Origin of the sequence: Methylomonas koyamae (genome assembly GCF_019669905.1) — a bacterium.
GTDB lineage: Bacteria > Pseudomonadota > Gammaproteobacteria > Methylococcales > Methylomonadaceae > Methylomonas > Methylomonas koyamae.
The window spans coordinates 1,515,647-1,539,404 of record NZ_AP019777.1; the positions used below are offsets into that span (position 1 = coordinate 1,515,647).

The window sequence follows — 23,758 nt, forward strand, 5'->3', positions numbered from 1 at the left end:
TCATCGAGTTATCGCCGCTTGCACTCAGAATGAATAACCGAAGCCGGCTTTCACGGTAAGGTAATTGGTCTCGCTGTCGGGTTCGTAGTAAGTCTTATTCGGTCCGGTCATTTCCGAGCGGCCGTACTCGAATCCGATGTATTCCGCACTAGCATTGATATGGCAGCTTTGGTAGAAGGAATAATCGAATCCCATACCGACTTTATAAAACACGGAGTCGCCCAGATGCAGCGTTCCAGGGCCGCCGTCCTGGCCGATACCAGTTACGAAAAGGGCCGGTGTACCCGAAGAAGCCATCGTTGAAGAAAAGGTGCTGCCGACCATTGCTGTCGTCGTGAACACCAGATTTTTGATCGGCGAATACTGCAGCATCGAGCCGAAGGCGTAATAGTAGTTGTTGTAACTTTCTTTCGAGGTCGTGTTGCCAGGGAAGAATGCCGCGATAATTGGAATCTCGGAATCGATACGCCTGTTCCAATTGTGGTGGCCTATTTCCACGAAAGGAGTCGCCATCAGCGAATTGCCTAATTCAAAGCCTTTGCCGAAGCGGCCGTAAAAATCGACGAATTTAGCGCTGTTTTTTTGCCTGACGCTGCCGTAGGCATCTGCGGTCGGTCCCAGAATGCCCGGCAGAAACTGATTGCTCGATCCGATATAGTTGGTTTCGCCGTGCAACTGGCTGAATTGGAATGCGAAATAGGCATTCTCGACAATTAAGTTTTTCATGACGGATAACGAAATCCCGAAACCTGGAACGTATCCGCGTTCGGTATCGGCGATAACGCCTTCCTTCGAGATTTCGGTGTAGTCGACATCGGTCGTCACGAACTGGGCGCCAATCTGGCTGTTGGATGCAACGATGTCCGCCAAGTCCGCCTTTGCCGTCGGCACGGTTAAGTAACAGGCTCCTGCCAGTAGCAAATGGGTACTTTTCAAAATCGAATTTGCAGGATTCATGATTGGGCTGCCTAAACTCATATGACGTGCGGAGGATTATAGCCGGTAATCGGGCGATATATTGATTGTTAGTGTTTACGCTGAGTGGATTTTGGTGGCGTGCAGCCGTGCAATACCCTACTTTATTGGCGTAACCAGGCTTGGTTTATCCAAATCGTTCCGAACGCGGCTCGTTCCGTCCGGCATAGATTGTTCGAATGTTGTTACAGTGGCGTAAACTGCCGTCTCCTAGGTGCTTGCCGGCGTTCGCCGCAGCAAGAGTTTGGGGCTTGCTAGTGTTGGTGGGAGAGGAAAAACAATCTGTCCGAGAACATGAAATCCGCGCAATCGTTGGTCCGCCTATGGGCGGCTTCGGTTACGCACATCGAATGCGCTCGAAATTCGAACTCTCGGACAGATTTTTAGGCTTAGGTTGAAGAATGGCTGGTTTCGACCAGGATTTTCAGTTTCGATCCGGGCTTTATGTCGGCTTTATTGCGCGGCACGTTGTTCCATTTGCGCAGTTCGGTGACGTTGACGTTAAACTTTTTCGAAATTTGGCCCAGGGTATCGCCCGGTTTGACGGTGTAACTGATTTGCTTGATGGCTGGAGCCGTCGATACCACCGTGATGCTGCCGCTGGTCTTTTTCAGCGTCAGTTTTTGGCCGGGTTTTAACGCGGCTTTCTTCGGCAATTTATTCCAGCTCACGATGTCGTCCTGATCGATGGCGAAATGCTGAGCCAAGCCGGACAAGGTGTCGCCTTTCTTAACCGTATAGACCTGCTTGCCGGCTTGGATTGGCGCGGCGGCTTGGAGAGCCGGTGCCGACGCGGCTAGGCTGGTCGCTTCGCCTTTTTGCGATTGGTTGGACGCCGGAATCAGCAAGATTTTGCCTTGCGCCACCGATTCGTCTTCCAGGTGGTTGACGCTGGCAATTTCTTCGACCGTGGTGTGGTGTTTGCTAGCGATGCTTTTCAGCGTCTCTTTTTTGCCTACGGTGTGGTGTTCCCAGCGGATGCGTTCTTCGTGCGGGAGTTCTGCCAGCTTTTCCTTGAATTTATCGGCTTTGTCGACCGGAATCAGCAAGTGTTGGGCGCCGTTCGGATCGGTGCTCCACCGGTTGTAGCCCGGATTCAGCTTTAAAAAATCGTCCAACGGGGTTTGCGCCAATTCCGCGGCTTTACCCAGGTCGATCTGGGATTTGACGTCGACCAGCTCGAAATAAGGTTGGTTGGCGAATTGGTGCAAGTTGACGTTGTATTTCTCCGGATTGGCGAAGATTTTTGCGATCGCCAACAGCCGCGGTACGTAAGCGGAGGTTTCGCTGTTCAGATCCAGCGACCAGAAATCGGTAGGTTGGCCGCGTTCAACATTCCGGTCCACGGCATTCTTGATGTTGCCTTTACCGGCGTTGTAAGACGCCAAAGCCAGCAGCCAGTCGTTGTTGAAGGTTTCGCTGAGCTCTTTTAAAAACGTCGTGGCGGCCTGGGTGGACTCGACCACGTCGCGGCGGCCGTCGTACCAGCTATTTTGTTTCAGGCCGTAAAGCTTGCCGGTCGGCGGAATAAACTGCCATAAGCCGGATGCTTGTGCCGGCGACATCGCATCCGGGCGGAACGCGCTTTCCACGGCCGGTAGCAACGCCAATTCGCCCGGGATATTCTTGGCTTCGATTTCGTTCAGGATGAAATACAGATAGGGCTCCGCCCGCTGTTGTACCCGCGACAGGTAATCCGGATTTCGCAGGTACCAGTTCAACTCGCGGTCGATGCGGGGATGGTCGATCTCCGGCAACGCATACAGCGACAGCATTCTGTCCCACAGCGTGTTATGTTCCTTGGCAGCCTCTTGTTTTTTAGATGAGCCTGTACCTTTGCCATTACGGGTAAATACGGAAAACTTGCTCGTCGAAGACTGGGTCAGATGATCTTTTTGAGCTTGTTGACTACAGCCGGTAACCAGCAAAATGGGTAGTAGATAAGACAGATGACGGGCTGATTTTTTAGAAATTGAGCGGGGCATTGTCTGAACTCGCTAAAATAAAAAAATTAGATCCTAGCATGGCTTTCCGAAATAGCCAAAAAAACATAGCCTTATCGGTTGAATAGATGAAAAGACAATTCTTGTTTGCGTTGTACCAAACCCCGCGGGGTAAGCTGTTGCAAACCATGGAGGCCAGTTACCTGAAGCGTTCGATTACCGTCAGTTGCAAACAAAACCAATTGCAAATCGGCGGCTTGGGGTGGGAGAACGAGTTTGTCGATTTTTCGCTGTACCGCAATTACTTGATTCTGGACGGCAAGGCATTGGGCGACGGCGGCGCTCTTAAAGTCGCCGCCAAAGCTTTTAACTTGCCAATCCAGACCGAATCGATGGATTTGGTGATATTGCCGCATATCCTCGAGTTCGATGCGCGCCGGTTCCAGACCCTGCGCGAAGTGAACCGGGTGCTGAAGCCCGGCGGCGAACTGGTAGTACTGAATTTCAGTCCGTTCAGTCTGGCGGTGCGTTTCCAGTTTTTGTGGGATAGAAAATTGGCCGATTCCTGGCGCGCCCACTTTATAAGCAAGGCGCGGATGCTGGATTGGTTAAAATTGATGAATTTCGAGCTGTTGACGGCCGCCGAGTTCGGCCTGGATAGTTACACCATTTCCCATGGCAAGTTCCAGCTCGGCTTCGCTTCGGTGTTTGCGATGGCCTATGGCATCAGGGCGGTGAAAAGGCAATATACTCTGATCCCATTGGCCGCGGAAAAACGGCGGAAAATCAAATTAGCGGCTGCGACGGCGGGCTTGGAGTCGCGTTCACACGAGGATCGAGAGTAGATGGCGGAAACGGTCGATATATACACGGACGGCGCTTGCAAGGGTAACCCCGGCCCGGGTGGCTGGGGAGTGTGCATGCACTACAAGGCGCACCGGAAAGAGTTGTTCGGCGGCGAAGCCGAAACCACCAATAACCGGATGGAGTTGATGGCGGCGATTCAGGCCCTGGAAACGTTAAACAAACCCTGCAGCGTCAGGTTGTATACCGATTCCAAATACGTGTTGCAGGGTATCACCGAGTGGATGCCCAACTGGAAAAAACGCGCCTGGAAAACCGCAGCCAACCAACCGGTGAAAAACGTCGAGTTATGGCGGCGGCTAGATGCGGCGATTCAACGTCACCGCATCGACTGGGTCTGGGTCAAGGGCCATGCCGGGATACCCGGCAACGAACGCGCCGACCAATTGGCAAACCAGGGTATCGCCCAGTTGCCGGGTTACTAAAACACTAAAACGGGGGATATATGATAGGTTCGGTAGCGGCGGCATTGATTGCGATATGGTTTTACAACACGGCAGCGCGTTCCGGGCGGCCGGCGATTTCCTGGGCCGTGTCCGGTGTCGTGGTGTATTTTTTGGCAGCGGTGTTGTGGACGCTGATCGTGACGCCCGCGATCAAGGATACCGCCAGCCATACCCAAAACGGCGTGCTGGTCTTCATCGTGCAATACGCTTACATCGGCTTCGGTGCGGCGGTGGCAGTCAGCATCAATGCTTGGTTGAATAAAGCGGCTTGACCCGGCGCAGGCGATGGCGGATTGGTCGGTTTACATCATCGAGTGTTGTGACGGTAGCCTATATACCGGCATTACGACCGATGTCGAACGCCGTTTTCGCCAGCATCGGGCCGGCACCGGGGCCAAATATTTCAGAGCCAAACAACCTGTCCGCATCGTCTACACGGAAACCGAGCACGATAGGGCGACCGCGAGTCGGCGCGAGGCTGAAATCAAACGCATGGGGCGGGCCGAAAAGCTGGCAATACTGCAATCGGCCCGCTAAGCGCACCAGTTTGCGGCAAACTCGCAATCCTGCGCCGGGTACGTCCTTGTTCCCCGAAATTCCGCCGGCCCGTTATCAAAAATTGACTTTAAAACCGGCCTGGACCAAACGCGGCGAGCCGGGCAGGATGCCGCGGGTTCTATCCACGATGTAGGTCTCGTCCAGCAGGTTTTTCAGCGAGACGAAGAAATCGGTATTGATCGGTTTGGCATGGTAAGTCGTGGCCACGTTCAACACCACGTAATCGTCGATTTTGCCGATTTGACCGTTACCGTTGATGGGAGCCGTACCGGTGTTGGCAAAATCGCTGAATTGCTGGCCGACGTAAACCGTCTCCAAATGCAGGTCGAAGCCGCTGGCATGGGCGTAACCGATGGTCGTGGTCAGATTGTGTTCCGGCGAGTAGGGCAGGCGGTTGCCGACAAAGTTGCCGTTAGCCATTGCGATGGCCGTGGCGTTGTTGCAGTCGGTGCCGGTGGCCAAACAGCGGAACGCGGAGGTCATCTCGGCAGTGCCGACCCAGGTGTAAGCCGCCTGCAGATAGACGTTATGGTCGCTGTCGAACAAGGCGCCGAAATCCTGGCGGGCGGACAACTCGGCGCCTTGGTACAAAGCCTGTCCGGCCGCCAGCGGCGTCGAGCCGCCGGCGATGCTACCTACCGCATTTTGCTGCAGGAAGTCGGCGTGGAATAAGGTGGCATCCAATTTGGCACCTTTATAAGGTTTGGTCCTGACCCCCAATTCGTAATTCCAGCTTTTTTCCGGTCCTACGTCCACTACGGTGCCGACATTGCTCAGCGTATCCTCGGCGCGCGGCGGGGCAAAGCCGCCGTGAAAGCCGAAAAAGGTGGTGATCTTGTCGTTCGGCGAGTGCGATATGCCGAACGCCGGCAAGATTTCGGTCATAGTGGTATCGCCGGCAGCGTTAGTGAGTTTATTCAAGCGGCGAAAATCGACGTGTTCAATGCGAACGCCGGGCGTCAAACTCCAATCGCCGAGTATGAACCGGTTTTGGGCAAAGCCCGAGTAGGCATCGGTTTCACGCTCATTGCGTTCGGCGATCGATGTTAACGTGCCCGTCAAAAATTGCTTATTTTCCTGGGTCCGCTGCTGTTCTTCGAAATGGGCGCGGAAGCCCATGTCGAGTTCGCTGTCGATGCCCAACGTCTTATGGTTGACATGCAGGCGCGGTTCGACGCCGTAGCTGTAGTAATCGCGCAGCCGGCCCTGAATCGAGTTGCAACTGTTCGGATCGACCTCTACCCCGGCGAGTCTGGTGTTATTGAAACCGCATTGGTTGTCGGTGGTGGTGCTGGCTTGGCGCCACCAATCTCGGTGGAAATGCGACCAGTAGACGTTGGTGGTCAACGTGGCGTTGTTATTGATGCTGTACTGGTGGGTGACCGAAGTGCCCCAGCGGTCGGTTTTCATCGAGTCATTTTTAAACGGGTTGTAGCGAATTCCGAAGTTGCGCATTTCGGCGTCGGTGATGCCCGAATAAGTCAATTGCGAATCTTCCTGGAAATAGTTGGCGCGGATGGTCAGCGCGTTGTTGGTGTTGATGTCGTAGACGCCTTTGATGTTGAAGTCGTTGATATCCGAATGGGTATTATCGCGGGCGCCGCGGCTTTCTTTATGGGTGATATCGAACAGGCCGCCGAAATCGCCGACCGTACCGCCGTAGTTGAAATGGCCGTCGTAAAAGTCGCGGGTACCGCCGGTGAAGCTCAAGTAGCCGCCGGGCTTGCTGGGCGGATTCGGCGTCAGATAATTGATGGTGCCGCTAATGGTTTGCGGGCCGTACAAAATTTGCGAGGGGCCTTTCAGGACTTCGATGCTGGCGAAGCGCTCGATTGGCGGATGGTAATAACTGGCGTTGTCGCCATAAGGGGCGTACGACAGGGGGATGCCGTCTTCCAGCAACAAGGTCTTGGTGGATCGGGTCGGGTTGATGCCGCGGATGCCGATGTTGGGCCGCATACCGAAACCTTCCTCGTCACGGGCGTTGACGCCGGGGATTTTGCGCAACGCTTCGTTGACGTTAAACACATGGCTTTCGAATAACTCTTCCTGGGTCAGTACGTTGACGGTGCCGGGAATTTTTTGCAGGGTTTCGGCGGATTCGACGATTTCGACCACCGGCATTTCCAGCTCCGCATCTTCGGCGCCGGCAGCCGCGAGCAATATCGGGGAATGGCCGAGAATCATGGCGATTTGGCCGGGTATCAATAAGCGTGAATGGATTTTCGACATGGCATGAGTCCGGGTTGGAAATTTCTTTAAATTAAGTAGGGGCTTTACAAAAATTAACCGAAGTATACGGTCGCTAACACTAAAGGTAAATGATAATGCATATTGTTTGCTATTTGCTTTTGCTGGCGCCGTGCCGCTTCGGGCCGGTCAGTGTGGGAATTTTTGCGGTTTTTGGGCGTGGCCTGTACCATGCCCGGTCATTTATTAAGTTTGGGGAAACCGATGAATAAACATCTACAACAAGTCAGAGCTTTTCACGACAGCTTCGGCATTGCCCAACCGGAAGAGGGCGATAGCGGCCATGTGTCGGACATGGATATCGTTCTGCGCCAGGCCTTGCTGCTGGATTGCGCCAGCGAAACCTTTAAAGCGATAGCCGCCGGCGATCTGGAAAAGATACTGGCCGGATTAGTGGATTTGGCGTTCAACGCGTTGGCGGCGATTGCGACCCGCGGCGACGATGTGGTGGCGGTTGCGGCGAACTGGCGCCAGGACGGTTCGGTGCTGTCGGTGGTCAGGGTTTTATCCGATAAGGTCAACCAATGCGCATCGGGCGAAACCGTGCACTATTCAGGTCTTTACGCGATCTGCGCCCATCTGGCGCAACGTTTCGTCAACGCCGATTTCGACCAGGCCTTTCAAATCTTGCAACGCCACTTGTTGAGCGGCCAGGGCGATGCGGTACGGATCGATTTAAGCCCGGCCTTGTTCGAATAAGCGAGCAGCGATGCCAGAGCAACGTTACAAATTGGGTTTCGCCGGCATCGGTCTGATGGGCCGGCCGCTGGTGTTGCGCCTATTGGCTGCCGGATGCGAGGTAAAGGTATGGAATCGCGACCCGGCTAAACTGCAGCCGGTCGCCGAGGCTGGCGCCGTGGTTTGCGCATCCGCCGCCGAATTGGTGCGCGAGTCGGACGTCGTGATTTTGTGTCTGGCGGATACTGCCGCGGTTGATCAAGTCGTCACTGAGCAAGTGATCGGCAACGGCGCCACCGGCAAATTGCTGATCGATTTATCCAGTATCGATCCCGCGGCCACTCGCCGCTTGGCCGCCGAATTAAAAGCCTATTGCGGCATGGCTTGGGTCGATGCGCCGGTCTCAGGCGGCACCGCCGGAGCCGAGCAAGGCAGTTTGGCCATCATGGCCGGCGGCGACAGTGCCGATGTTGCCATTGCCCGCGAAGTGTTGCGGCCGTTGTACAGCCGCTTGACGCACATGGGGCCGGTCGGTAGCGGCCAGATCACCAAGATTTGCAATCAAATGATCGTCAGTTGCAATGTGCTGGTCATTGCCGAGATGATGGCATTGGCCAAAGCGGCCGGCGTCGACGCCGGTAAGATTCCGGAAGCGTTGGCCGGCGGTTTCGCCGATTCCAAACCCTTGCAAATCGTCGGGCCGGAAATGGCTGACGAACGCTTCGAACCGGTGAAGTGGCGGGTCAAAACCTTGCTGAAGGATTTGAATATGGCCGTCGAGCTTGCCGCCAAGCAGGGTAACGCGGTGCCGATGTCCGGTTTGGCGGCGCAATTGATGCAGTTGCACGGCGGCCGCGGGTTTCTGGAGCAGGATCCTTCGACTTTGGTCAAGCAATATCTTAAATCCTGATGTTGCAATTCTCCGCCAATCTCAGTCTGCTCTATAACGAATATCCGCTGCTGCAACGGTTCGCTGCTGCCAAGGCTGGCGGTTTCGATGCGGTGGAGATCCAGTTTCCGTATCGCCAGTCTGCTGCCGAATTGCGGCAATTATTGGATGGCAACGGTCTGCGGCTGGTGTTGTTCAATGTCGATGCCGATACCCTTTTGCAAGGCGGCGAGGGGCTTGCTGCGGTGCCGGAAAAGCGGCAGAATTTTCGGCGCGCGGTGGACCAGGCTCTGCGTTATGCTGAGCTGTTGCAACCTTGCGCGATAAACGTGTTGCCCGGCCGTTGCTTAAACGCCGATCGTCTGGCGGAATACCGCGCAACGTTTCTGGAAAACCTGGATTACGCGGCCCGAGCGTTTGCCGGCCAAGGTATCGTTACGGTTTTCGAAGCCGTGAACAGTTTCGACATGCCGGGATTTATACTCGATAGCAGCGCACAGATGCTGCAAGTGCTGCATGACTTGAACCATCCGCACTTACGGTTGCAATACGATATTTACCACATGAGCCGGATGGGCGAGGATTGCGCCGAATTTTTGCGTTGCCATATCGACCGGATCGGCCATATCCAGTTCGCCGATTGTCCGGGGCGGGCGCAACCCGGCAGCGGCAGCGTCGATTTTCCGGTTTTGTTCCAAATTATCCGCGATTCGGCTTATTCCGGCTGGACCGGCGCCGAATACCGTCCCGGCGCAGCGACCGCCGATAGCCTGGCTTGGCTGAAAAGCTACGCGGCAAGCGGAAGCGGCACGGTATAATCGCGCATCCTGTTTTTTGATCGACCTGCGTATGTCCAAGCATAACTTCACGATTCACCATGCCAGCCTCATCGTTTCCGACACCGAGCAGTCGTTGCAATTTTATCGGGACGTGCTCGACATGCAGCCCATAGAACGGCCGCCACTGCCGTTTCCGGGCGCCTGGCTGGCGATCGGCGACCAGCAGATACATTTGCTGGAGCTGGAAAACCCCGACCCGACCAGCGGCCGGCCGGCGCACGGTGGCCGCGACCGCCATGTGGCGATGCATATCGATTCGGTTGACGTGTTACGCAACGATTTGGATGCGGCCGGCGTCGCCTATACCCTGAGCATTTCCGGGCGGCGGGCTTTATTTTGCCGAGATCGCGACGGCAATGCGCTGGAGTTCATCGAGCGGGTTTGAGCGTATGCGATCCGGGCGTATTCTGTACGGCGGTTTGGCGATAGCCAGTTTGGCGATGCTGTTATTCGTTGCCGGTTTTTTTTGTTTTCGGCTTGGCTTGGCTTTGCTGGCCGGTCTTTTTTACGCGGTAGCCGGCAAGTTTCTGTTATTGGCCTTCGTCGGTCTGGGTTTATTTGGCCTGTTTGCCCTGGCAAAAGCGCTGTATCGGCAGTTGTGCGGCTATTTCCGGCGCGACGTTACGGAAATGCGTTGCTGGTTTGCGCTGCGTAACCAAGTTCGAGACGCCGGTTTGCGTGCCGCCGCGGAGGCACGGCAATTGCATTACCGCATGCAACTCCAACGCGGCCGGCTCGCGGCTGCAAACCACCGCAAGCATCTGCAGCAATTGTGCCAGGCAATCGATGGCGAATTGGCATCGGTCCGCAATCGTCTGCCCGCCGCGACTTATAAATCCCTACGTAAATCGCTGCGGCGGCATTACAAACAGGCGGATGCGGCCGCCATGCTGGCTTTGCGCAACCAATTGCCATGTCTGTGATACGGCGCTGGTTAGCGGAAGCCTTGGGATTTTATCGGCGTAGCGCCGACGATCAGCTGCATTGGCGCTTGTCCAGGCAGGGCGACCTGGCGCAACTGCGCCGGGAGCAGGCCTTGGCCGAGCAGGCGCTGGTGGCGGAACTGAAACAACGCAGCCAGCAGTTGGCCCACGAACTGGCCTTGAACAAGGCGCGCAACAATAACGAATTGGCGATGCTGAAGACCCGATGCCGGCAGGACTTGCAGGATTACCAGCAATATCTGCAATCGCTCGATAAACTGAAAGACTCGCTTCGCCGCAGCTATGCGCATTTGCCGGAGGCGGTTGCGTTTACCATCCACCACCACGCCAAGCAGTTGTTGAATCGGATGTGGGAAGCCGACGAGCCGCAGCAGAAATTGAAAATAGAAATGCAATTGCTGCAATTCATGGCGGCCGTGCACGAAGACAGCCGGGCGTCGTTGCAGTCGGATGCGGTGGAAGGCCTGCCGCAACGGGCGTTGGCCTGTATCGACGCCGATTTTGAAAATCAAATCGGCTGAAAGTACTCCTCGATATCCTTAATCAGCTTCTTGTTCAGCGCGAACATCACCACGTGATCGCCTTCGGCGAACACCGTGTCGTGGTGCACCGGAATTACTTCCTTTTCTCGAATCAATGCGCCGAGAATCACGCCGTCGGGCAAGTTGACCTGGTCCACCCTAAGGCCGACCACAGAAGACGAGTTCTTGCTGCGGTGGGCAATGGCTTCGATGGCTTCGGCGCTGCCGCCGCAAACCGAGCTGACGCCGACCACGTCGCCTTTGCGGACGTGTTTCAGAATGCCGCCCAGCGTTTCCAGCTTGGGTTGAATCGCCAGATCGATATCGCTGCCGTCCAACAGCTTTAAATAAGAGTTGTTATTGACCAGACAGATCGACTTTTTTGCGCCCAGTTTTTTGGCCAGGCCGGCGGAAATCAGGTTGATGCCGTCGTTATTGGTAATGGCGCAGAACAAATCGATGTTTTCGATCATTTCTTCCTGCAGCAACGATTCGTCGGTACAGTCGCCGTGCAAAATCAAGGTATGGCGCAGATCGTTGGCGATTTCCCGAGCCCGGTTGATGTCCTTCTCGATGATTTTGACGTGGTAATTGTGCTGCAAAGCAATGCCCAGGCGTTTGCCGACGTGGCCGCCGCCGGCCAACATGATGGTCTTGATCGGCGATTCCAGTTTGTGCAGGTCGATCAAGGTTTTCAGGACTTTTTCGCGCGGGCAGACGAAAAACACCTCGTCCCCGGTGGCAATGACTGCCTCGCCATTGACTGGAATCGCCTTGCCGTCGCGGAAGATCGCTGCAACCCGGATCATGCTGTCGGCCAATTTCTCCTTGACGGCTTGAATGCGTTTGCCGGTCAGGAAGCCGGTCGGCACGACCCGGATCGAAAATAGCCGGACCAAACCGTCGGCGAATTCCGATACGTGCAGGGCGCCGGGATATTTGATCAGGTTGTGGATGGATTCGGTGACGACTTGTTCCGGGCTGATGACGATATCGATGCCGCCCGGTTCGAATAATTGCGGATGGTTCAGGAAGTCGATTGCCCGTACCCTGGCGATGGTTTTCGGTTTGCTGTACAGCGTGTTGATTACCTGGCAGGCCAGCATGTTGGTTTCGTCGCGGTCGGTGACAGCAATCACCATGTCGGCGTCGCGGATGCCGGCCTGTTCCAAAATGCTGGGATGGGCGGCGTTGCCTTCGATGGTGGCGATATCGAGGCGGCCTTTCAACTCCGTCAACAGGTTGGGGTTTTTGTCGATGACGACAATATCGTTCTCTTCGCTGGCCAATGCGCCGGCAACCGATGAGCCGGTTACGCCGGCACCTAGTATCACTATTTTCATAAAACTCAACGCCGGAAATATGGGCTTGTAGGATATTTTCCGCGAGAACGAACGCCTGTTGGGTTAAAGGCCGCGGATTATACGCCGATCGCTGGGCATGTCCACGGCAAAACCGAGGCCTGGTGTCCGTTCGACTCGCTGCCGGCGTCGCGGCCGAGCGCTCAAGCGCAATAGCGGACAAACGCATCCATCGCGGCGGCCGGTCCACTGCGTTAGCCTTGTTTTCTGGTCATCGCCGCCGCATAACGTTTATAATCGCAAACTTTGGTTCACTCTCACACTGGAAGTATCATGCTGGGTAAGCTGGTTAAAATGGTAGTTGGCAGCCGCAACGACAGGCTGGTCAAGAAGAAACGCAAGCTGGTCAAGAAAGTCAATGCGCTGGCCGCCGAGTACGAAAAATTATCCGACGCCGCTTTGCAAGGCAAAACTCAGGAGTTCCGCGACCGCCTGGCCCAGGGCGAAAAACTCGACGATTTGTTACCGGAAGCGTTCGCCGCGGTCCGCGAAGCTTCCACCCGCGTGTTCGGCATGCGCCATTTCGACGTGCAGTTGATCGGCGGTATGGTGTTGCACAGCGGCAAGATCGCCGAGATGAAAACCGGTGAGGGTAAAACCCTGATGGCGACCTTGGCGGCGTACTTGAACGCATTGCCCGGCAAAGGCGTTCACGTGGTCACGGTCAACGATTACCTGGCGCGGCGCGACGCCGAATGGATGGGCCGGCTATACGGATTTCTGGGCTTGACCACTGGCGTCATCGTCAGCGATTTGACTCACGAACAGCGTAAATCGGCATATGCCGCCGACATCACCTACGGCACCAATAACGAATTCGGTTTCGACTATCTGCGCGACAACATGGCGTTCAGTCTGGAACAGAAAGTCCAGCGCGAGCTGCATTTTGCCATCGTCGACGAGGTGGACTCTATCCTGATCGACGAGGCCAGAACGCCGTTGATTATCTCCGGCCAAGCCGAGGGCAGTACCGACATTTACTTGACCACCAACAGCATCATCCCGTACCTGACCAAACAGGAAAAGGCCGAAGATCCGGAGCAGCAGGACAAAATGCCGGGCGATTACGCGGTCGATGAAAAGCAGCGGCAAATCCATTTGACCGAAGCCGGTTACGAAAATGTCGAACGCTTGCTCCACGAGCAAGGCTTGATTCCGGAAGGCTCCACCTTGTACGACCCGGTCAACATCCGCTTGATGCACTACCTGAACGCATCGTTGCGGGCGCATGTGCTGTTTCAGCGCGATGTCGATTACGTGGTCAAAGACGGCCAAGTCATCATCGTCGACGAATTCACCGGCCGGATGATGATGGGCCGGCGCTGGTCCGAGGGCTTGCACCAGGCGATGGAGGCCAAGGAAGGGGTGCCGATTCAAAACGAGAACCAGACCCTGGCTTCGATTACCTTCCAGAACTATTTTCGCCTGTACCACAAGCTGTCCGGCATGACCGGTACCGCCGATACCGAAGCGTTCGAGTTGAACAAAATCTACGGCTTGGAAGTAGTCGTGATTCCGACCCATCGGCCGATGATCCGCAAGGATATGGGCGACTTGGTCTACCTGTCGGCTCGCGAGAAATACAAAGCCGTAATCGAAGATATCAAGGATTGTACCAAACGCGGCCAACCGGTCTTGGTCGGTACCACGTCGATCGAAAATTCCGAACGGATTTCGGCGATGCTGCGCGAGCAGGGTATCAAGCACGAAGTTCTGAACGCGAAACAACACGAGCGCGAAGCTCACATCATCGAAATGGCCGGGTTGCCCGGTGCAGTGACAATTGCGACCAACATGGCCGGCCGCGGTACCGACATCGTCTTGGGCGGCAATTTGAATGCCGAGCTCGAAGCGTTGGGGCCGGATGCCAGCGAAGCCGACAAGGAACGCGTGCGCGGCGCCTGGCTGGATCGGCACGAGCAAGTCCTGGCCAGCGGCGGTCTGCACGTGATCGGTTCCGAACGCCACGAATCGCGGCGGATCGACAACCAGTTGCGCGGCCGTTCCGGCCGGCAGGGCGATCCCGGTTCCACCCGGTTTTATTTGTCGCTGGAAGACGATTTGATGCGGATTTTCGCCTCGGAACGGGTAGCGTCTCTGATGCAAAAGTTGGGCATGGAAGAGGGCGAGGCCATCGAGCATCCCTGGGTGACGCGTTCAATCGAAAGCGCGCAGCGCAAGGTCGAGAACCGCAACTTCGATATCCGTAAGGAAATTCTGGCCTACGACGACGTTGCCAATGACCAACGGAAAGTCATTTACGCCCAACGCAACGAGTTGATGGCGGCGGAAGATATCAGCGACATCATCACCGCGATTCGCGCCGACGTGTTGAACGACGCGATCACGCAATTCATCCCGCCGAAAACGATGGAAGAACAGTGGGACGTGCGCGGCCTGGAAGCTCATCTGCAGCAGGAATTCCATTTGCAATTCCCTCTGGCTGAGTGGCTGGATGCCGACCGCAGCTTGAACGAGCAGAAATTGCGCCAGTTGATCGTCGATAAGGCCGCCGAGGAAAGCCTGCGCCGCGAACAAACCGTCGGCACCCAAGTCATGCGCCATTTCGAGAAATCGGTGATGTTGCAAGTGCTGGACAACGCTTGGAAAGAACACTTGGCGGCCATGGACCAATTGCGCCAAGGCATCCATTTCCGCGGTTATGCGCAAAAGGATCCGAAGCAGGAGTACAAGCGCGAATCTTTCCAAATGTTCAACAGCTTGCTGGACCATATCAAGCACGAAGTCGTGACGATTTTGGCTCGGGTGCAAATTGCGCGGGAAGAGGACGTACAGGCTATCGACGAGCAGCGCCAGACACCGCAGGAAATGCATTTCGAACACGCCGAGGCGCAATCGGTATTCGAAGACACTTCGGAGGCGCAAGTCGAGGCGGAGCCGGAAACCGGTTCGGCGGAACAACCTTTCGTGCGCCATGGCGCCAAGGTCGGCCGTAACGACCCCTGTCCCTGCGGATCGGGCAAAAAGTACAAGCAGTGCCATGGTAAGCTCGATTGATCGTGGTTGCGGTGCCGCTTAAGTGGCGGCGCCGCTCAGAATCGGTGCCCGGAGTTTAGAAGTCGGCTCGCCGTTGCCAATCCCGCGGCACCAGGCTTAATCGTCCACTAGTTCCAAAGGTAATCACTATGCCGCATAGAGTTTTTCATAAAAGCAGTCCCGCCGCCGATATCACCAAACTGCCGAAACTCGGCATGGAAAAGAAGCATTTAATCGCCGATTTCAAGCATTACTACAGCCACCGGCTCGGTCGCGACGAAAATTGCCGCTCGCCCCATTACGCCTACGAGGCGCTATCGCTGGCCATCAGCGACCGCTTGGTGGAACGTTGGAAAAAGACCTACAACGTTTACCGCGATTCGGATTGTAAAAAAGCCTTTTACTTATCGATGGAATTTCTGATCGGCCGATCCCTGAGCAACGCGATGTTGAATCTGGGCGTCGATACCGTCGTCAAACAGGCTTTGTACGATTTGGGTCTGGAGATGGAAGAACTGGTGGAAAGCGAGCCGGATGCCGGTTTGGGCAACGGCGGTTTGGGCCGGTTGGCAGCCTGTTTTATCGATAGTTGCGCCACCTTGCAATTGCCGGTTACCGGCTACGGATTGCGCTACGAATACGGCATGTTTTCCCAGCAAATCGTCAACGGCGAGCAGGTCGAGCGCCCCGACCACTGGTTAAGGATGGGCAACGTCTGGGAAATCGAGCGTCCGGAATACATGCACCGGATCAAATTCGGCGGCCGCACCCAAAGTCATATCGACGAAAAAGGCCATAAGCGTACCAGTTGGATCGAAACCCACGACGTGTTGGCCATGCCTTACGATACGCCGGTGCCGGGTTACAAAAACGGCACGGTCAATACCTTGCGGCTATGGAAAGCCATCGCGACCGAAGAATTCAATCTGCAGGAATTCAATGCCGGCGACTATGCCGAGGCCGTCGCCGAAAAAAATACCGCGGAAAACATCACGATGGTGTTGTATCCGAACGATGCCAACGAGAACGGCAAGGCCTTGCGCTTGCAACAACAGTATTTGTTGGCTTCCGCTAGTCTGCAGGACGTGATTGCCAACTGGGTCGGCCGGCACGGCAACAATTTTGCCAAATTCGCCGAGAAAAATTGTTTTCAGCTCAACGACACCCATCCCAGCATCGCCGTCGCCGAATTAATGCGTTTATTGATGGATATTCACGGCCTGTCCTGGAAAGAGGCCTGGAACATCACGCGCAGTACCATGGCCTATACCAACCACACGCTGTTGCCGGAAGCGTTGGAAAAATGGTCGGTCCGGCTGATGCAAACCCTGTTGCCGCGCTTGATGGAGATCATCTTCGACATCAACGCCCATTTCATGGCCGAGGTTTCGGCGCGCTGGCCGGGAGACGGTCCGCGGATGGCGCGGATGTCGATTATTGAAGAGGGGCCGGAAAAACAAGTGCGGATGGCCTTCCTTGCTATCGTCGGCAGTTTTTCGGTCAACGGTGTCGCCGAACTGCATTCCAAATTGTTGAAGGAAGGCCTGTTCAAGGATTTTTACGAATTATGGCCGAATAAATTCAACAACAAAACCAATGGCGTAACGCCACGGCGTTGGCTGGCCGGCTGCAATCCGGAACTGGCGGAATTGATCACCGAAACCATAGGCGACGCCTGGGTCACCGATTTGTCGCAATTGGCCAAATTACGGCCCTATGCGGAGGATGCCGCATTTCGCCAGAAATGGTACGAACTGAACCGCGCCAGCAAACAACGGCTGGTCGATTACAAGAAAGAAGAGCACGACATCGAAATCAACGTCGACGCATTGTTCGACGTGCAGGTCAAACGCATCCACGAGTACAAACGCCAGATTCTGAACGTGTTGCACGTGATTCATCTGTACGACCGGATCAAACGCGGCGATAGCGCGAACTGGGTCGACCGTTGCGTGCTGATCGGCGGCAAGGCGGCACCCGGCTATGTGATGGCCAAGAAAATCATCAAATTGATCAACAACGTGGCCAACGTGATCAACGACGACCCCGATGTCGGCGACAAACTGAAACTGGTGTTCATGCCGAATTACTGCGTCTCGGCCATGGAAAAAATTTGCCCCGGCGCCGATCTGTCCGAGCAGATTTCGACGGCCGGCAAAGAAGCCTCAGGGACCGGTAACATGAAGTTCATGATGAACGGCGCCTTGACGATAGGTACGCTGGACGGTGCCAACATCGAGATTCGCGAAGAAGTCGGCGCCGAGAATTTCTTCCTGTTCGGTCTGACCGAAGCGGAAGTGGAAGCCTTGCGCCCGCATTACGATCCGCAATCCTATATTAATCAGGATACCGATTTGCAGGGCGTGATGCGCTTGCTGGAATGCGGCCATTTCAACCAGTTCGAGCCGGGCATCTTCGACGACATTATCGGTTCGATCAAAAGTCCGCACGACCCATGGATGACGATCGCCGATTTCCGCAGCTATATCGATGCTCAGCGCCGGGTGGATTTGGCCTACCGCGACCAGGAACGCTGGACCAAAATGAGCATTATCAACACTGCCGCCAGCGGCAAGTTTTCCACCGACCGTACCATCAGCGAATACAACCGGGATATCTGGAAGCTGGCACCGGTCAAGGTGGAAAACTGACGGCGCAATGCTGGATATCGTCCTGTTCGAGCCGGAAATTCCGGCCAATACCGGCAATATCATCCGGCTTTGTGCCAACACCGGCGCCCATCTGCATTTAATCCAGCCGCTGGGTTTCGATTTGGACGACAAGCGTTTGCGCCGGGCCGGCCTGGATTACCACGAGTGGGTGAATATCCGCCAATATGCGTCCTTGGCGGATTATGTGCAAAAAGCCAAGCCCAACCGCTTGTTCGCGTTAACGACCAAAGGGTCGGTCGTCTATAGCGAGGTGAGCTTCCAGCCGGGCGATGCCTTGTTGTTCGGTCCCGAGACCCGCGGCTTGCCGGCCGCGTTTCTCGGCGACCACCCGGCACAGCTCCAACTCTACCTACCCATGCGCAAGGAAAGCCGTAGCCTGAATCTGTCCAATACGGTTGCGGTTGTGCTTTATGAAGCGATGAAGCAACTGCGATTTCCGGATGTTGTGATCAAACCGCGTCTGGTTTGAGCGTCGGCCCACGGCGTAACGGTCATCCGCTATTTTTTGGATCGGTATGTCTGCGGGCGGAGTGCGGCGGAGCCAGTAGTGGAGCACCTTGCTTGCTAGGCGGCGGCATTGCCGGCCCGGTTACGAAGCGCTTTATGCCTGATGCGCGGCCTCGCCGGAGCGCTGAGCCGGCATCCCGTTCGATCCCTACTCTTTACCGTTTTTATTTTTGCGATAAGTTTGCGCCGCGTAATTCTTGGCTTGGTCTTTAGAATTTTCCGAAAAGAAATTTTTGTAAAAACCGCCGTTTCGGTCGGCGATTGCCCGGCAAACATCTTTGAACAAGCCGGTGTTGTCGATCACCGCTCGCGGGCTCAGGCCGTGCTGATTGGTCAGATAATAGGAAACGCCCATCAGATAGGCCTTTTCCCGGCCGTTGAGTTTAATCAGAAGCTTTTTTTGTTTGTCGTAAACATAATACGACGTCAACGCCAGCAGGCTCAGGCCCAGAAATTTGGTCCACAACAGGATGTAGGATTTATCTTCGAAAAGTGTTTGGCCCTTGTGCAGTATGGCTTCGGTTCTGGTCATGATTGTCCTCGTCAGAAATATCCGCCCATATTAATTTAACCGGCTGGCGCTGTCCAAATCGCCGTGCGGCCTCAGGCGGAAGCAAAATCGGCACTACCAAATTTATATGCGATATGCGGGAATAGCCACTTCGCTCGCAACGAAGATTGGTTTTGGTGCAAGGGCCGGCCGATTCTGCCTGTTTGTGGTGCATTGGGCGTGCGGGATTCGTCGGATAAGCGTTGAAAGTGGCTTGGAATGGCTTGTTCTTGTTTTGGCACTAACTTTGCTTTGTTGAAAGTGTGTGTTGTTACTCCTACCTGTTCTCATGTGTGGACGCTACGCCCTAATTGGACATCCAAGCAGGGCGTTTTTTTTGCGTCCGGCAAAAGCCCCCGGATTAAGCCTTTTTAACGAATTCAGACTTTAATTTCATCGCGCCGATACCGTCGATTTTGCAATCGATGTCATGGTCGCCTTCGACCAAACGGATGTTTTTAACGCGGGTGCCGACTTTGACGACCAAAGACGAACCTTTGACTTTCAAATCCTTGATCACGGTAATGGTGTCGCCGTCTTGCAGGACGTTACCGTTGGCGTCTTTGACCACTTTCAGGTCGTCGTTATTTTCGACTGCGTCTTGCGACCATTCGTGGGCGCACAGCGAACAAACGAAATTGCTGCCGTCGTGGTAGGTATATTCGGAGCCGCATTGCGGGCAATTGGGTAGTTCGTTCATTGTTTTGGCCGATTCGTGTCAGGTAAAAAGCTGAGTGGCAGCTTGGATTGATAAAAACAGACCGGACGGATGGGCTAATCAGCAATCCGCCGGGCTTGGTTTGGGGTTTTGGATTAATTCCGTGGCCTTCGGTCGGTGCGGCGGCCGCGGCCGGGGGGTATCAACGATAGCGGACCTGCGGCTTGCCGCTGCCTGCGGCAATCTCGCCGATCGTAAAAGCGGTTTCGCCTTGCTGTTGCAGAATTTGTAGCGTGGCTGCTTCGTCGCTGGCGGCAATGCAAACGATCATGCCGATACCGCAGTTAAACGTCACCAGCATGTCTTCCTGGGCAACGTTGCCTTGTTGTTGCAACCATTGGAATATTTCCGGTAATTGCCAGCTGTTCAGGTCGATATCGGCGTGCAATCCCTGCGGCAATACGCGCGGCAGGTTCTCGGTGATGCCGCCGCCGGTGATGTGCGCCATGGCATGTACCGGCACCGTTTTCAGCAATTCCAGCAGTGGTTTGACGTAAATCCGGGTCGGAGTCAGGAGCGTTTCGCCGAGCGGTTTGCCGTTTACGGTGTCGGTCCAGGCCAATCCGCTACGCGCCACGATTTTGCGGATCAAGGAGTAGCCGTTCGAATGCGGCCCGGAGGAGGCGAGGGCTATCAGTTTGTCGCCGGCTTTGACTTGGCTGCCGTCGATGATTCGTTCTTTTTCGACGATGCCGACGCAAAAGCCGGCCAAATCGTAATCGCCGTCGGCGTACATGCCAGGCATTTCCGCGGTTTCGCCGCCGACCAACGCGGCGCCGGCTTGTTCGCAGCCCTTGCCGATGCCTTCGATGACGCTGGCCGCGGTATCGACCGCCAATTTGCCGGTTGCGAAATAATCCAAGAAGAACAGCGGCTCCGCACCTTGCACGACGATGTCGTTGACGCACATGGCAACCAAGTCGATGCCGACGCTGTTGTGGATGTCCAAATCCAGGGCCAGTTTCAATTTGGTGCCGACACCGTCGGTGCCGGAGACCAACACCGGTTGTTGGTAACGGTCCAGAGGCAATTCGAATAGCGAACCGAAGCCGCCGAGGCCGGCCATCACGCCTGCGTTACGGGTTCTGGCGGCGATGGGTTTGATGCGTTCCACCAAAGCGTTGCCCGCTTCGATATCGACGCCGGCGCTCTTGTAATTCAGGCGGTCTTGTTGTTCGCTCAATGTTGGCCTCTTGTTAAAGTTCAGGTTGAAACGACCGATATTGTACTATATTCCGATTAATGCTGAGTCAGGGTAGGCGAGTGAGCAAGGTTTTTACGAAGCGTAAATCCGCGCGTTTATGCGTGTTGGTATTGGGTTTGCTGGGCGCAGTGATTACTGCCGATGCCGTCGAGGTGAAAGGCCTTTACGAAATCGAACTGGTTGCCCGCAGCCAGTCTGCCGAGGATCGGCTGCAAGCCATCAAGCAGGCCATGTATGCGGTTTTGAGCCGGGTGCTGGTGGCGGAAGACATTTCTAAAATTCCGGCGGTGCAGCAAGCGTTGGCCAGCGCGCAAAACTACGTCAAACAATCGCAATTTTCGTTGATCTCCGCCGACGAACAGCCGGACAACGAGGCGCGTTTGATTCGGGTGCAATTCGACGAAGACCAATTGATGCAGGTCATGCGCGATAGCCATGTCGGGATTTGGAGCGAGATTAGGCCGGAAACCTTGGTCTGGCTGGTCGTCGACGAGGACGGCGTGCGCCAGTTTTATAACGCCGATGCCATGCCGGAAGTGGAAAGCGCGCTGGCCTTCGCTGCTAAAATCAAGGGTATTCCGATGATTTACCCGATGCTGGATCTGGAAGAGCAGCAAAAGATTTCGGTCAGCGAAGTTCTGAGCGCCGATTCGCGTAATTTGTTAGCCGTCTCGGCGCGTTACGAAGTGACTTCGGTGATGGCCGGTCGCATCGCCAAAAAAGGCGGTTGCTGGCAAGGCGAATGGGCGTTTTATTTCGACGGCAAGATCAAGCAATGGAACAGCGAATGTTTGCCGTTGAAAGCGGCAGCAGTGGCCGGTGCCGAAGGGGCCTACCAAGTATTGTCCAATTATTACGGCGTCAAGCCGTCAGCCAACCAATAAGCTGTACAGGCCGTAAGCACCGCCGTAACTGGTCAAAAAATAGAAGAGAGCTACGACCAGGCCGGCCGCGTTGTTGACGCGCAATACGTCTTTGAAAATCCTGCCGACAATAATCAAATCCCACAGCAGGAACAGGGCGAGCGTCATGTAGCTGGGCGTGTCTTCGGCTACGGTCGCCCAAAACAAGATCGGTGCCAGGAACAGCGCCACCACGTTCTCGCAGAACAATACCGCTGACGACACTTGGATGAAAGCGTTGATGGTCCCGTTGAGCAGCAAGACCAGCGCAATGAAAGCCAAGGTTAGCGAGGTCTCCAGCAGGACCTCGAGGATGGAATCGATATCGTCAACCATGTTGAACTGGATGAAGAACACGATCGTGAAATAAAAAATCAGATTGTGTTTGAAGAAACGGGTTGACCGCGGCAGGTTCAATACCGAGACATTGAGCCAGCACAGCGGAAAATACTGTCTGATGATGTCCATGGGAGCGATACCTCGGCTTGTGGTTTATTCTTCCGTCTCGGGATAAGGATAGGCGTCGTAAGGGCCTCGGTAGTCCGCTTGCTGGACGTGGCTGAATTGGTCGTTCAAAGCCTGCACCAAATCTTTGCTTTGCTCCATCAGGCCGAGCAGGCGTTTCCCGTTTTTCTTGTTTCTACCGACCGGCTCGGTGATAGGCAGCAGGGTTCGCCAGAATCCCAGACTTTTTTCGAATAAACCCACCAGGTTTTCGGTCAGGTTGAGTTGGGCCTGGCGTTTCAGCAGTTGTTTGATGACGAATTTGGCATTGACCCGGCTAACGATCATGTGCAACGGCGTCATGATGGCGATCAATGCCAGCACCATGATTGGCCCGATGATGGGGTCGAACAGCAGATCGAGTATACCGACCGCGATTTCGGCAAACAGCAGTAACATGATGATGAAGCTCAGCACGATCAGCGTCGACGCATTGGAGCGTTCTTTCCAGGTATTCAGCGCATCTTCCACTTCCGGCATGATCACCTGGTCGATGGCGAGTATGCTGCTTTCCAGCGAGTCCAGGATTCGGTATGAGCGAGCGTTATTGAGATTGCCGAAGCGCTGGTCGAAGGGTGCGGTGTCGCCGGCTTGAGACAGTACCGCGAACTGGCCGGTATGGATGCCGAGTCCGGCCAGACGGCGCTGCCAGGATGCGGCGATTTCCTGGCTTTTGGCCGGATCGATAGTGATTTCGGAATGGTCGACAACGAACAGGAATTTGTTCGAATCCTGATGGGCAACGATGGTGCTCAGCGTGTCTTTGATCAATTCGGCGTCGGCCTCAAACAAATCGGTAAACACCAATACCAGATCGGAAATGCCGATCACGTATTTGCGCAACAGTGCCGACGTCGGCGATTCCTGATTCGGATTCAACACCGGGGTGTCTATGACCAGTTTGTTTTTCAATTTGGCGCTATTGGCGGTCACCAACTCCAGATAGGCGTTGGTTTTGCCGCCTTCGCCGGGTACGGTTTGTTCGAGTACGCGGCTGATCTGGTAGAACGGCAGGCGGTGGTCGGCGTCCAGAGCGGTTCCCGGCAGGGTGGCGGTCGTCGCTTGCGGGGTATATTGCAATACCGTGAATTTGTGGCGCGAGGTGTTCAGTTGCACACCCAGATAACGGTTGATGAATTCGGACTTAGCGGGAGAATAGCCGCCCAGCGTGCTGACGATAGGCCACCAACTGGTTTTGCGGGCGGTGGTTTCGTCGTGGTCGATCAAGCCCAGTTCGAATTCGATTTCATCCAACTCCTGAAAGATTTTTGCGGTTTTCTGCAAAATCGGATCGTTGCCCGCGAATTGCCGTTCGAGATTGGTCAGGTGCTTGCTTACCGTTTTATCCGCCATGGTATGTGAACCTTATGCTGCTGGTTGTGGGGTGTTCATCAGACGGCGGGAGTATACACCGATGGCCTTAATCGGAGAAAAAA

Annotated in this window: 23 protein-coding genes; 14 read left to right on the forward strand and 9 right to left on the reverse strand. The window is 55.2% G+C overall.

Annotated elements, in window-relative coordinates:
* Nucleotides 1-24: 24 nt before the first annotated feature.
* Nucleotides 25-957, reverse strand: a complete 933-nt coding sequence (locus MKFW12EY_RS07330; RefSeq protein ID WP_221054268.1) for a hypothetical protein — start codon at nucleotides 955-957, stop codon at nucleotides 25-27.
* A gap of 407 nt (nucleotides 958-1,364) precedes the next feature.
* A complete protein-coding gene (locus MKFW12EY_RS07335) occupies nucleotides 1,365-2,750 on the reverse strand; it encodes a LysM peptidoglycan-binding domain-containing protein (protein WP_245006459.1) in 1,386 nt (461 codons plus the stop codon).
* A gap of 296 nt (nucleotides 2,751-3,046) precedes the next feature.
* Here MKFW12EY_RS07335 and MKFW12EY_RS07340 point away from each other — a divergent pair, with 296 nt between their 5' ends.
* The 4 genes from MKFW12EY_RS07340 to MKFW12EY_RS07355 are packed head-to-tail and all read left to right on the forward strand — an operon-like array spanning nucleotide 3,047 to nucleotide 4,765.
* A complete protein-coding gene (locus tag MKFW12EY_RS07340; protein ID WP_221054269.1) occupies nucleotides 3,047-3,763 on the forward strand; it encodes a class I SAM-dependent methyltransferase in 717 nt (238 codons plus the stop codon).
* Entirely contained in the window at nucleotides 3,764-4,207 is a 444-nt protein-coding gene (gene rnhA, locus MKFW12EY_RS07345) for a ribonuclease HI (protein WP_054758492.1), read from the forward strand.
* Nucleotides 4,208-4,227: 20 nt separating this feature from the next.
* Nucleotides 4,228-4,500, forward strand: coding sequence for a hypothetical protein (locus tag MKFW12EY_RS07350; RefSeq protein WP_054758493.1), 273 nt, complete (start codon nucleotides 4,228-4,230; stop codon nucleotides 4,498-4,500).
* A 13-nt stretch (nucleotides 4,501-4,513) separates the two neighbouring features.
* Nucleotides 4,514-4,765, forward strand: coding sequence for a GIY-YIG nuclease family protein (locus MKFW12EY_RS07355; RefSeq protein ID WP_221054270.1), 252 nt, complete (start codon nucleotides 4,514-4,516; stop codon nucleotides 4,763-4,765).
* A gap of 75 nt (nucleotides 4,766-4,840) precedes the next feature.
* Here the strand turns inward: MKFW12EY_RS07355 and MKFW12EY_RS07360 are convergent, their stop codons facing one another.
* Entirely contained in the window at nucleotides 4,841-7,018 is a 2,178-nt protein-coding gene (locus MKFW12EY_RS07360; protein ID WP_221054271.1) for a TonB-dependent receptor family protein, read from the reverse strand.
* A 222-nt stretch (nucleotides 7,019-7,240) separates the two neighbouring features.
* On the opposite strand from MKFW12EY_RS07360, the gene MKFW12EY_RS07365 reads away from it, so the two are divergent.
* From MKFW12EY_RS07365 to MKFW12EY_RS07390, 6 genes are read left to right on the forward strand one after another with little or no spacing between them, the layout of a single operon-like run.
* Entirely contained in the window at nucleotides 7,241-7,735 is a 495-nt protein-coding gene (locus MKFW12EY_RS07365) for a nucleoside triphosphate pyrophosphohydrolase family protein (protein ID WP_064023542.1), read from the forward strand.
* 10 nt (nucleotides 7,736-7,745) lie between these two features.
* Nucleotides 7,746-8,624 (forward strand): NAD(P)-dependent oxidoreductase, encoded by an 879-nt coding sequence (locus tag MKFW12EY_RS07370; RefSeq protein ID WP_221054272.1) that lies wholly within the window; start codon nucleotides 7,746-7,748, stop codon nucleotides 8,622-8,624.
* On the forward strand, nucleotides 8,624-9,421 hold the full coding sequence (locus MKFW12EY_RS07375; protein WP_221054273.1) for a hydroxypyruvate isomerase family protein: 798 nt from the start codon (nucleotides 8,624-8,626) through the stop codon (nucleotides 9,419-9,421). The genes MKFW12EY_RS07370 and MKFW12EY_RS07375 overlap by 1 nt, the downstream gene beginning before the upstream one ends.
* 31 nt (nucleotides 9,422-9,452) lie before the next feature.
* Entirely contained in the window at nucleotides 9,453-9,827 is a 375-nt protein-coding gene (locus MKFW12EY_RS07380) for a VOC family protein (protein ID WP_054758599.1), read from the forward strand.
* 4 nt (nucleotides 9,828-9,831) lie between these two features.
* Nucleotides 9,832-10,365 carry a hypothetical protein gene (locus MKFW12EY_RS07385; RefSeq protein ID WP_221054274.1) on the forward strand — a complete coding sequence of 178 codons (534 nt, stop codon included), beginning with the start codon at nucleotides 9,832-9,834 and terminating at the stop codon, nucleotides 10,363-10,365.
* Entirely contained in the window at nucleotides 10,356-10,907 is a 552-nt protein-coding gene (locus MKFW12EY_RS07390) for a hypothetical protein (RefSeq protein WP_054758503.1), read from the forward strand. Before MKFW12EY_RS07385 ends, MKFW12EY_RS07390 begins: the two co-directional genes overlap by 10 nt.
* On the opposite strand, the gene trkA is transcribed toward MKFW12EY_RS07390, so the two are convergent.
* Nucleotides 10,895-12,250, reverse strand: a complete 1,356-nt coding sequence (trkA, locus tag MKFW12EY_RS07395) for a Trk system potassium transporter TrkA (RefSeq protein WP_064024796.1) — start codon at nucleotides 12,248-12,250, stop codon at nucleotides 10,895-10,897. The two genes, MKFW12EY_RS07390 and trkA, sit on opposite strands and share 13 nt — an antisense overlap.
* A gap of 291 nt (nucleotides 12,251-12,541) precedes the next feature.
* Between trkA and secA the strand changes: the two genes are divergently transcribed.
* From secA to trmL, 3 genes are all read left to right on the forward strand, one after another.
* On the forward strand, nucleotides 12,542-15,286 hold the full coding sequence (gene secA, locus MKFW12EY_RS07400) for a preprotein translocase subunit SecA (protein ID WP_221054275.1): 2,745 nt from the start codon (nucleotides 12,542-12,544) through the stop codon (nucleotides 15,284-15,286).
* A 128-nt stretch (nucleotides 15,287-15,414) separates the two neighbouring features.
* Nucleotides 15,415-17,916 (forward strand): glycogen/starch/alpha-glucan phosphorylase, encoded by a 2,502-nt coding sequence (locus MKFW12EY_RS07405; protein ID WP_054758504.1) that lies wholly within the window; start codon nucleotides 15,415-15,417, stop codon nucleotides 17,914-17,916.
* 7 nt (nucleotides 17,917-17,923) lie between these two features.
* Nucleotides 17,924-18,406 carry a tRNA (uridine(34)/cytosine(34)/5-carboxymethylaminomethyluridine(34)-2'-O)-methyltransferase TrmL gene (gene trmL, locus MKFW12EY_RS07410; protein WP_221054276.1) on the forward strand — a complete coding sequence of 161 codons (483 nt, stop codon included), beginning with the start codon at nucleotides 17,924-17,926 and terminating at the stop codon, nucleotides 18,404-18,406.
* Nucleotides 18,407-18,592: 186 nt separating this feature from the next.
* Here the strand turns inward: trmL and MKFW12EY_RS07415 are convergent, their stop codons facing one another.
* The 3 genes from MKFW12EY_RS07415 to purM all read right to left on the reverse strand — a co-directional run bounded on the left by MKFW12EY_RS07415 (nucleotide 18,593) and on the right by purM (nucleotide 20,895).
* The gene (locus MKFW12EY_RS07415) at nucleotides 18,593-18,976 is read right to left on the reverse strand and encodes a hypothetical protein (protein WP_054758506.1); all 384 of its coding nucleotides are present in this window, start codon (nucleotides 18,974-18,976) and stop codon (nucleotides 18,593-18,595) included.
* Nucleotides 18,977-19,355: 379 nt separating this feature from the next.
* Nucleotides 19,356-19,694, reverse strand: a complete 339-nt coding sequence (locus tag MKFW12EY_RS07420; protein WP_221054277.1) for a zinc ribbon domain-containing protein YjdM — start codon at nucleotides 19,692-19,694, stop codon at nucleotides 19,356-19,358.
* A gap of 160 nt (nucleotides 19,695-19,854) precedes the next feature.
* A complete protein-coding gene (gene purM, locus MKFW12EY_RS07425) occupies nucleotides 19,855-20,895 on the reverse strand; it encodes a phosphoribosylformylglycinamidine cyclo-ligase (RefSeq protein ID WP_054758508.1) in 1,041 nt (346 codons plus the stop codon).
* A gap of 80 nt (nucleotides 20,896-20,975) precedes the next feature.
* Here purM and MKFW12EY_RS07430 point away from each other — a divergent pair, with 80 nt between their 5' ends.
* A complete protein-coding gene (locus tag MKFW12EY_RS07430; protein ID WP_245006460.1) occupies nucleotides 20,976-21,800 on the forward strand; it encodes a DUF2066 domain-containing protein in 825 nt (274 codons plus the stop codon).
* Here the strand turns inward: MKFW12EY_RS07430 and MKFW12EY_RS07435 are convergent.
* Both MKFW12EY_RS07435 and MKFW12EY_RS07440 read right to left on the reverse strand, forming a co-directional pair.
* Nucleotides 21,786-22,286 (reverse strand): hypothetical protein, encoded by a 501-nt coding sequence (locus tag MKFW12EY_RS07435; protein WP_054758510.1) that lies wholly within the window; start codon nucleotides 22,284-22,286, stop codon nucleotides 21,786-21,788. The two genes, MKFW12EY_RS07430 and MKFW12EY_RS07435, sit on opposite strands and share 15 nt — an antisense overlap.
* A gap of 24 nt (nucleotides 22,287-22,310) precedes the next feature.
* A complete protein-coding gene (locus MKFW12EY_RS07440; protein ID WP_054758511.1) occupies nucleotides 22,311-23,675 on the reverse strand; it encodes a P-loop NTPase family protein in 1,365 nt (454 codons plus the stop codon).
* Between the last annotated feature and the right edge of the window lie 83 nt (nucleotides 23,676-23,758).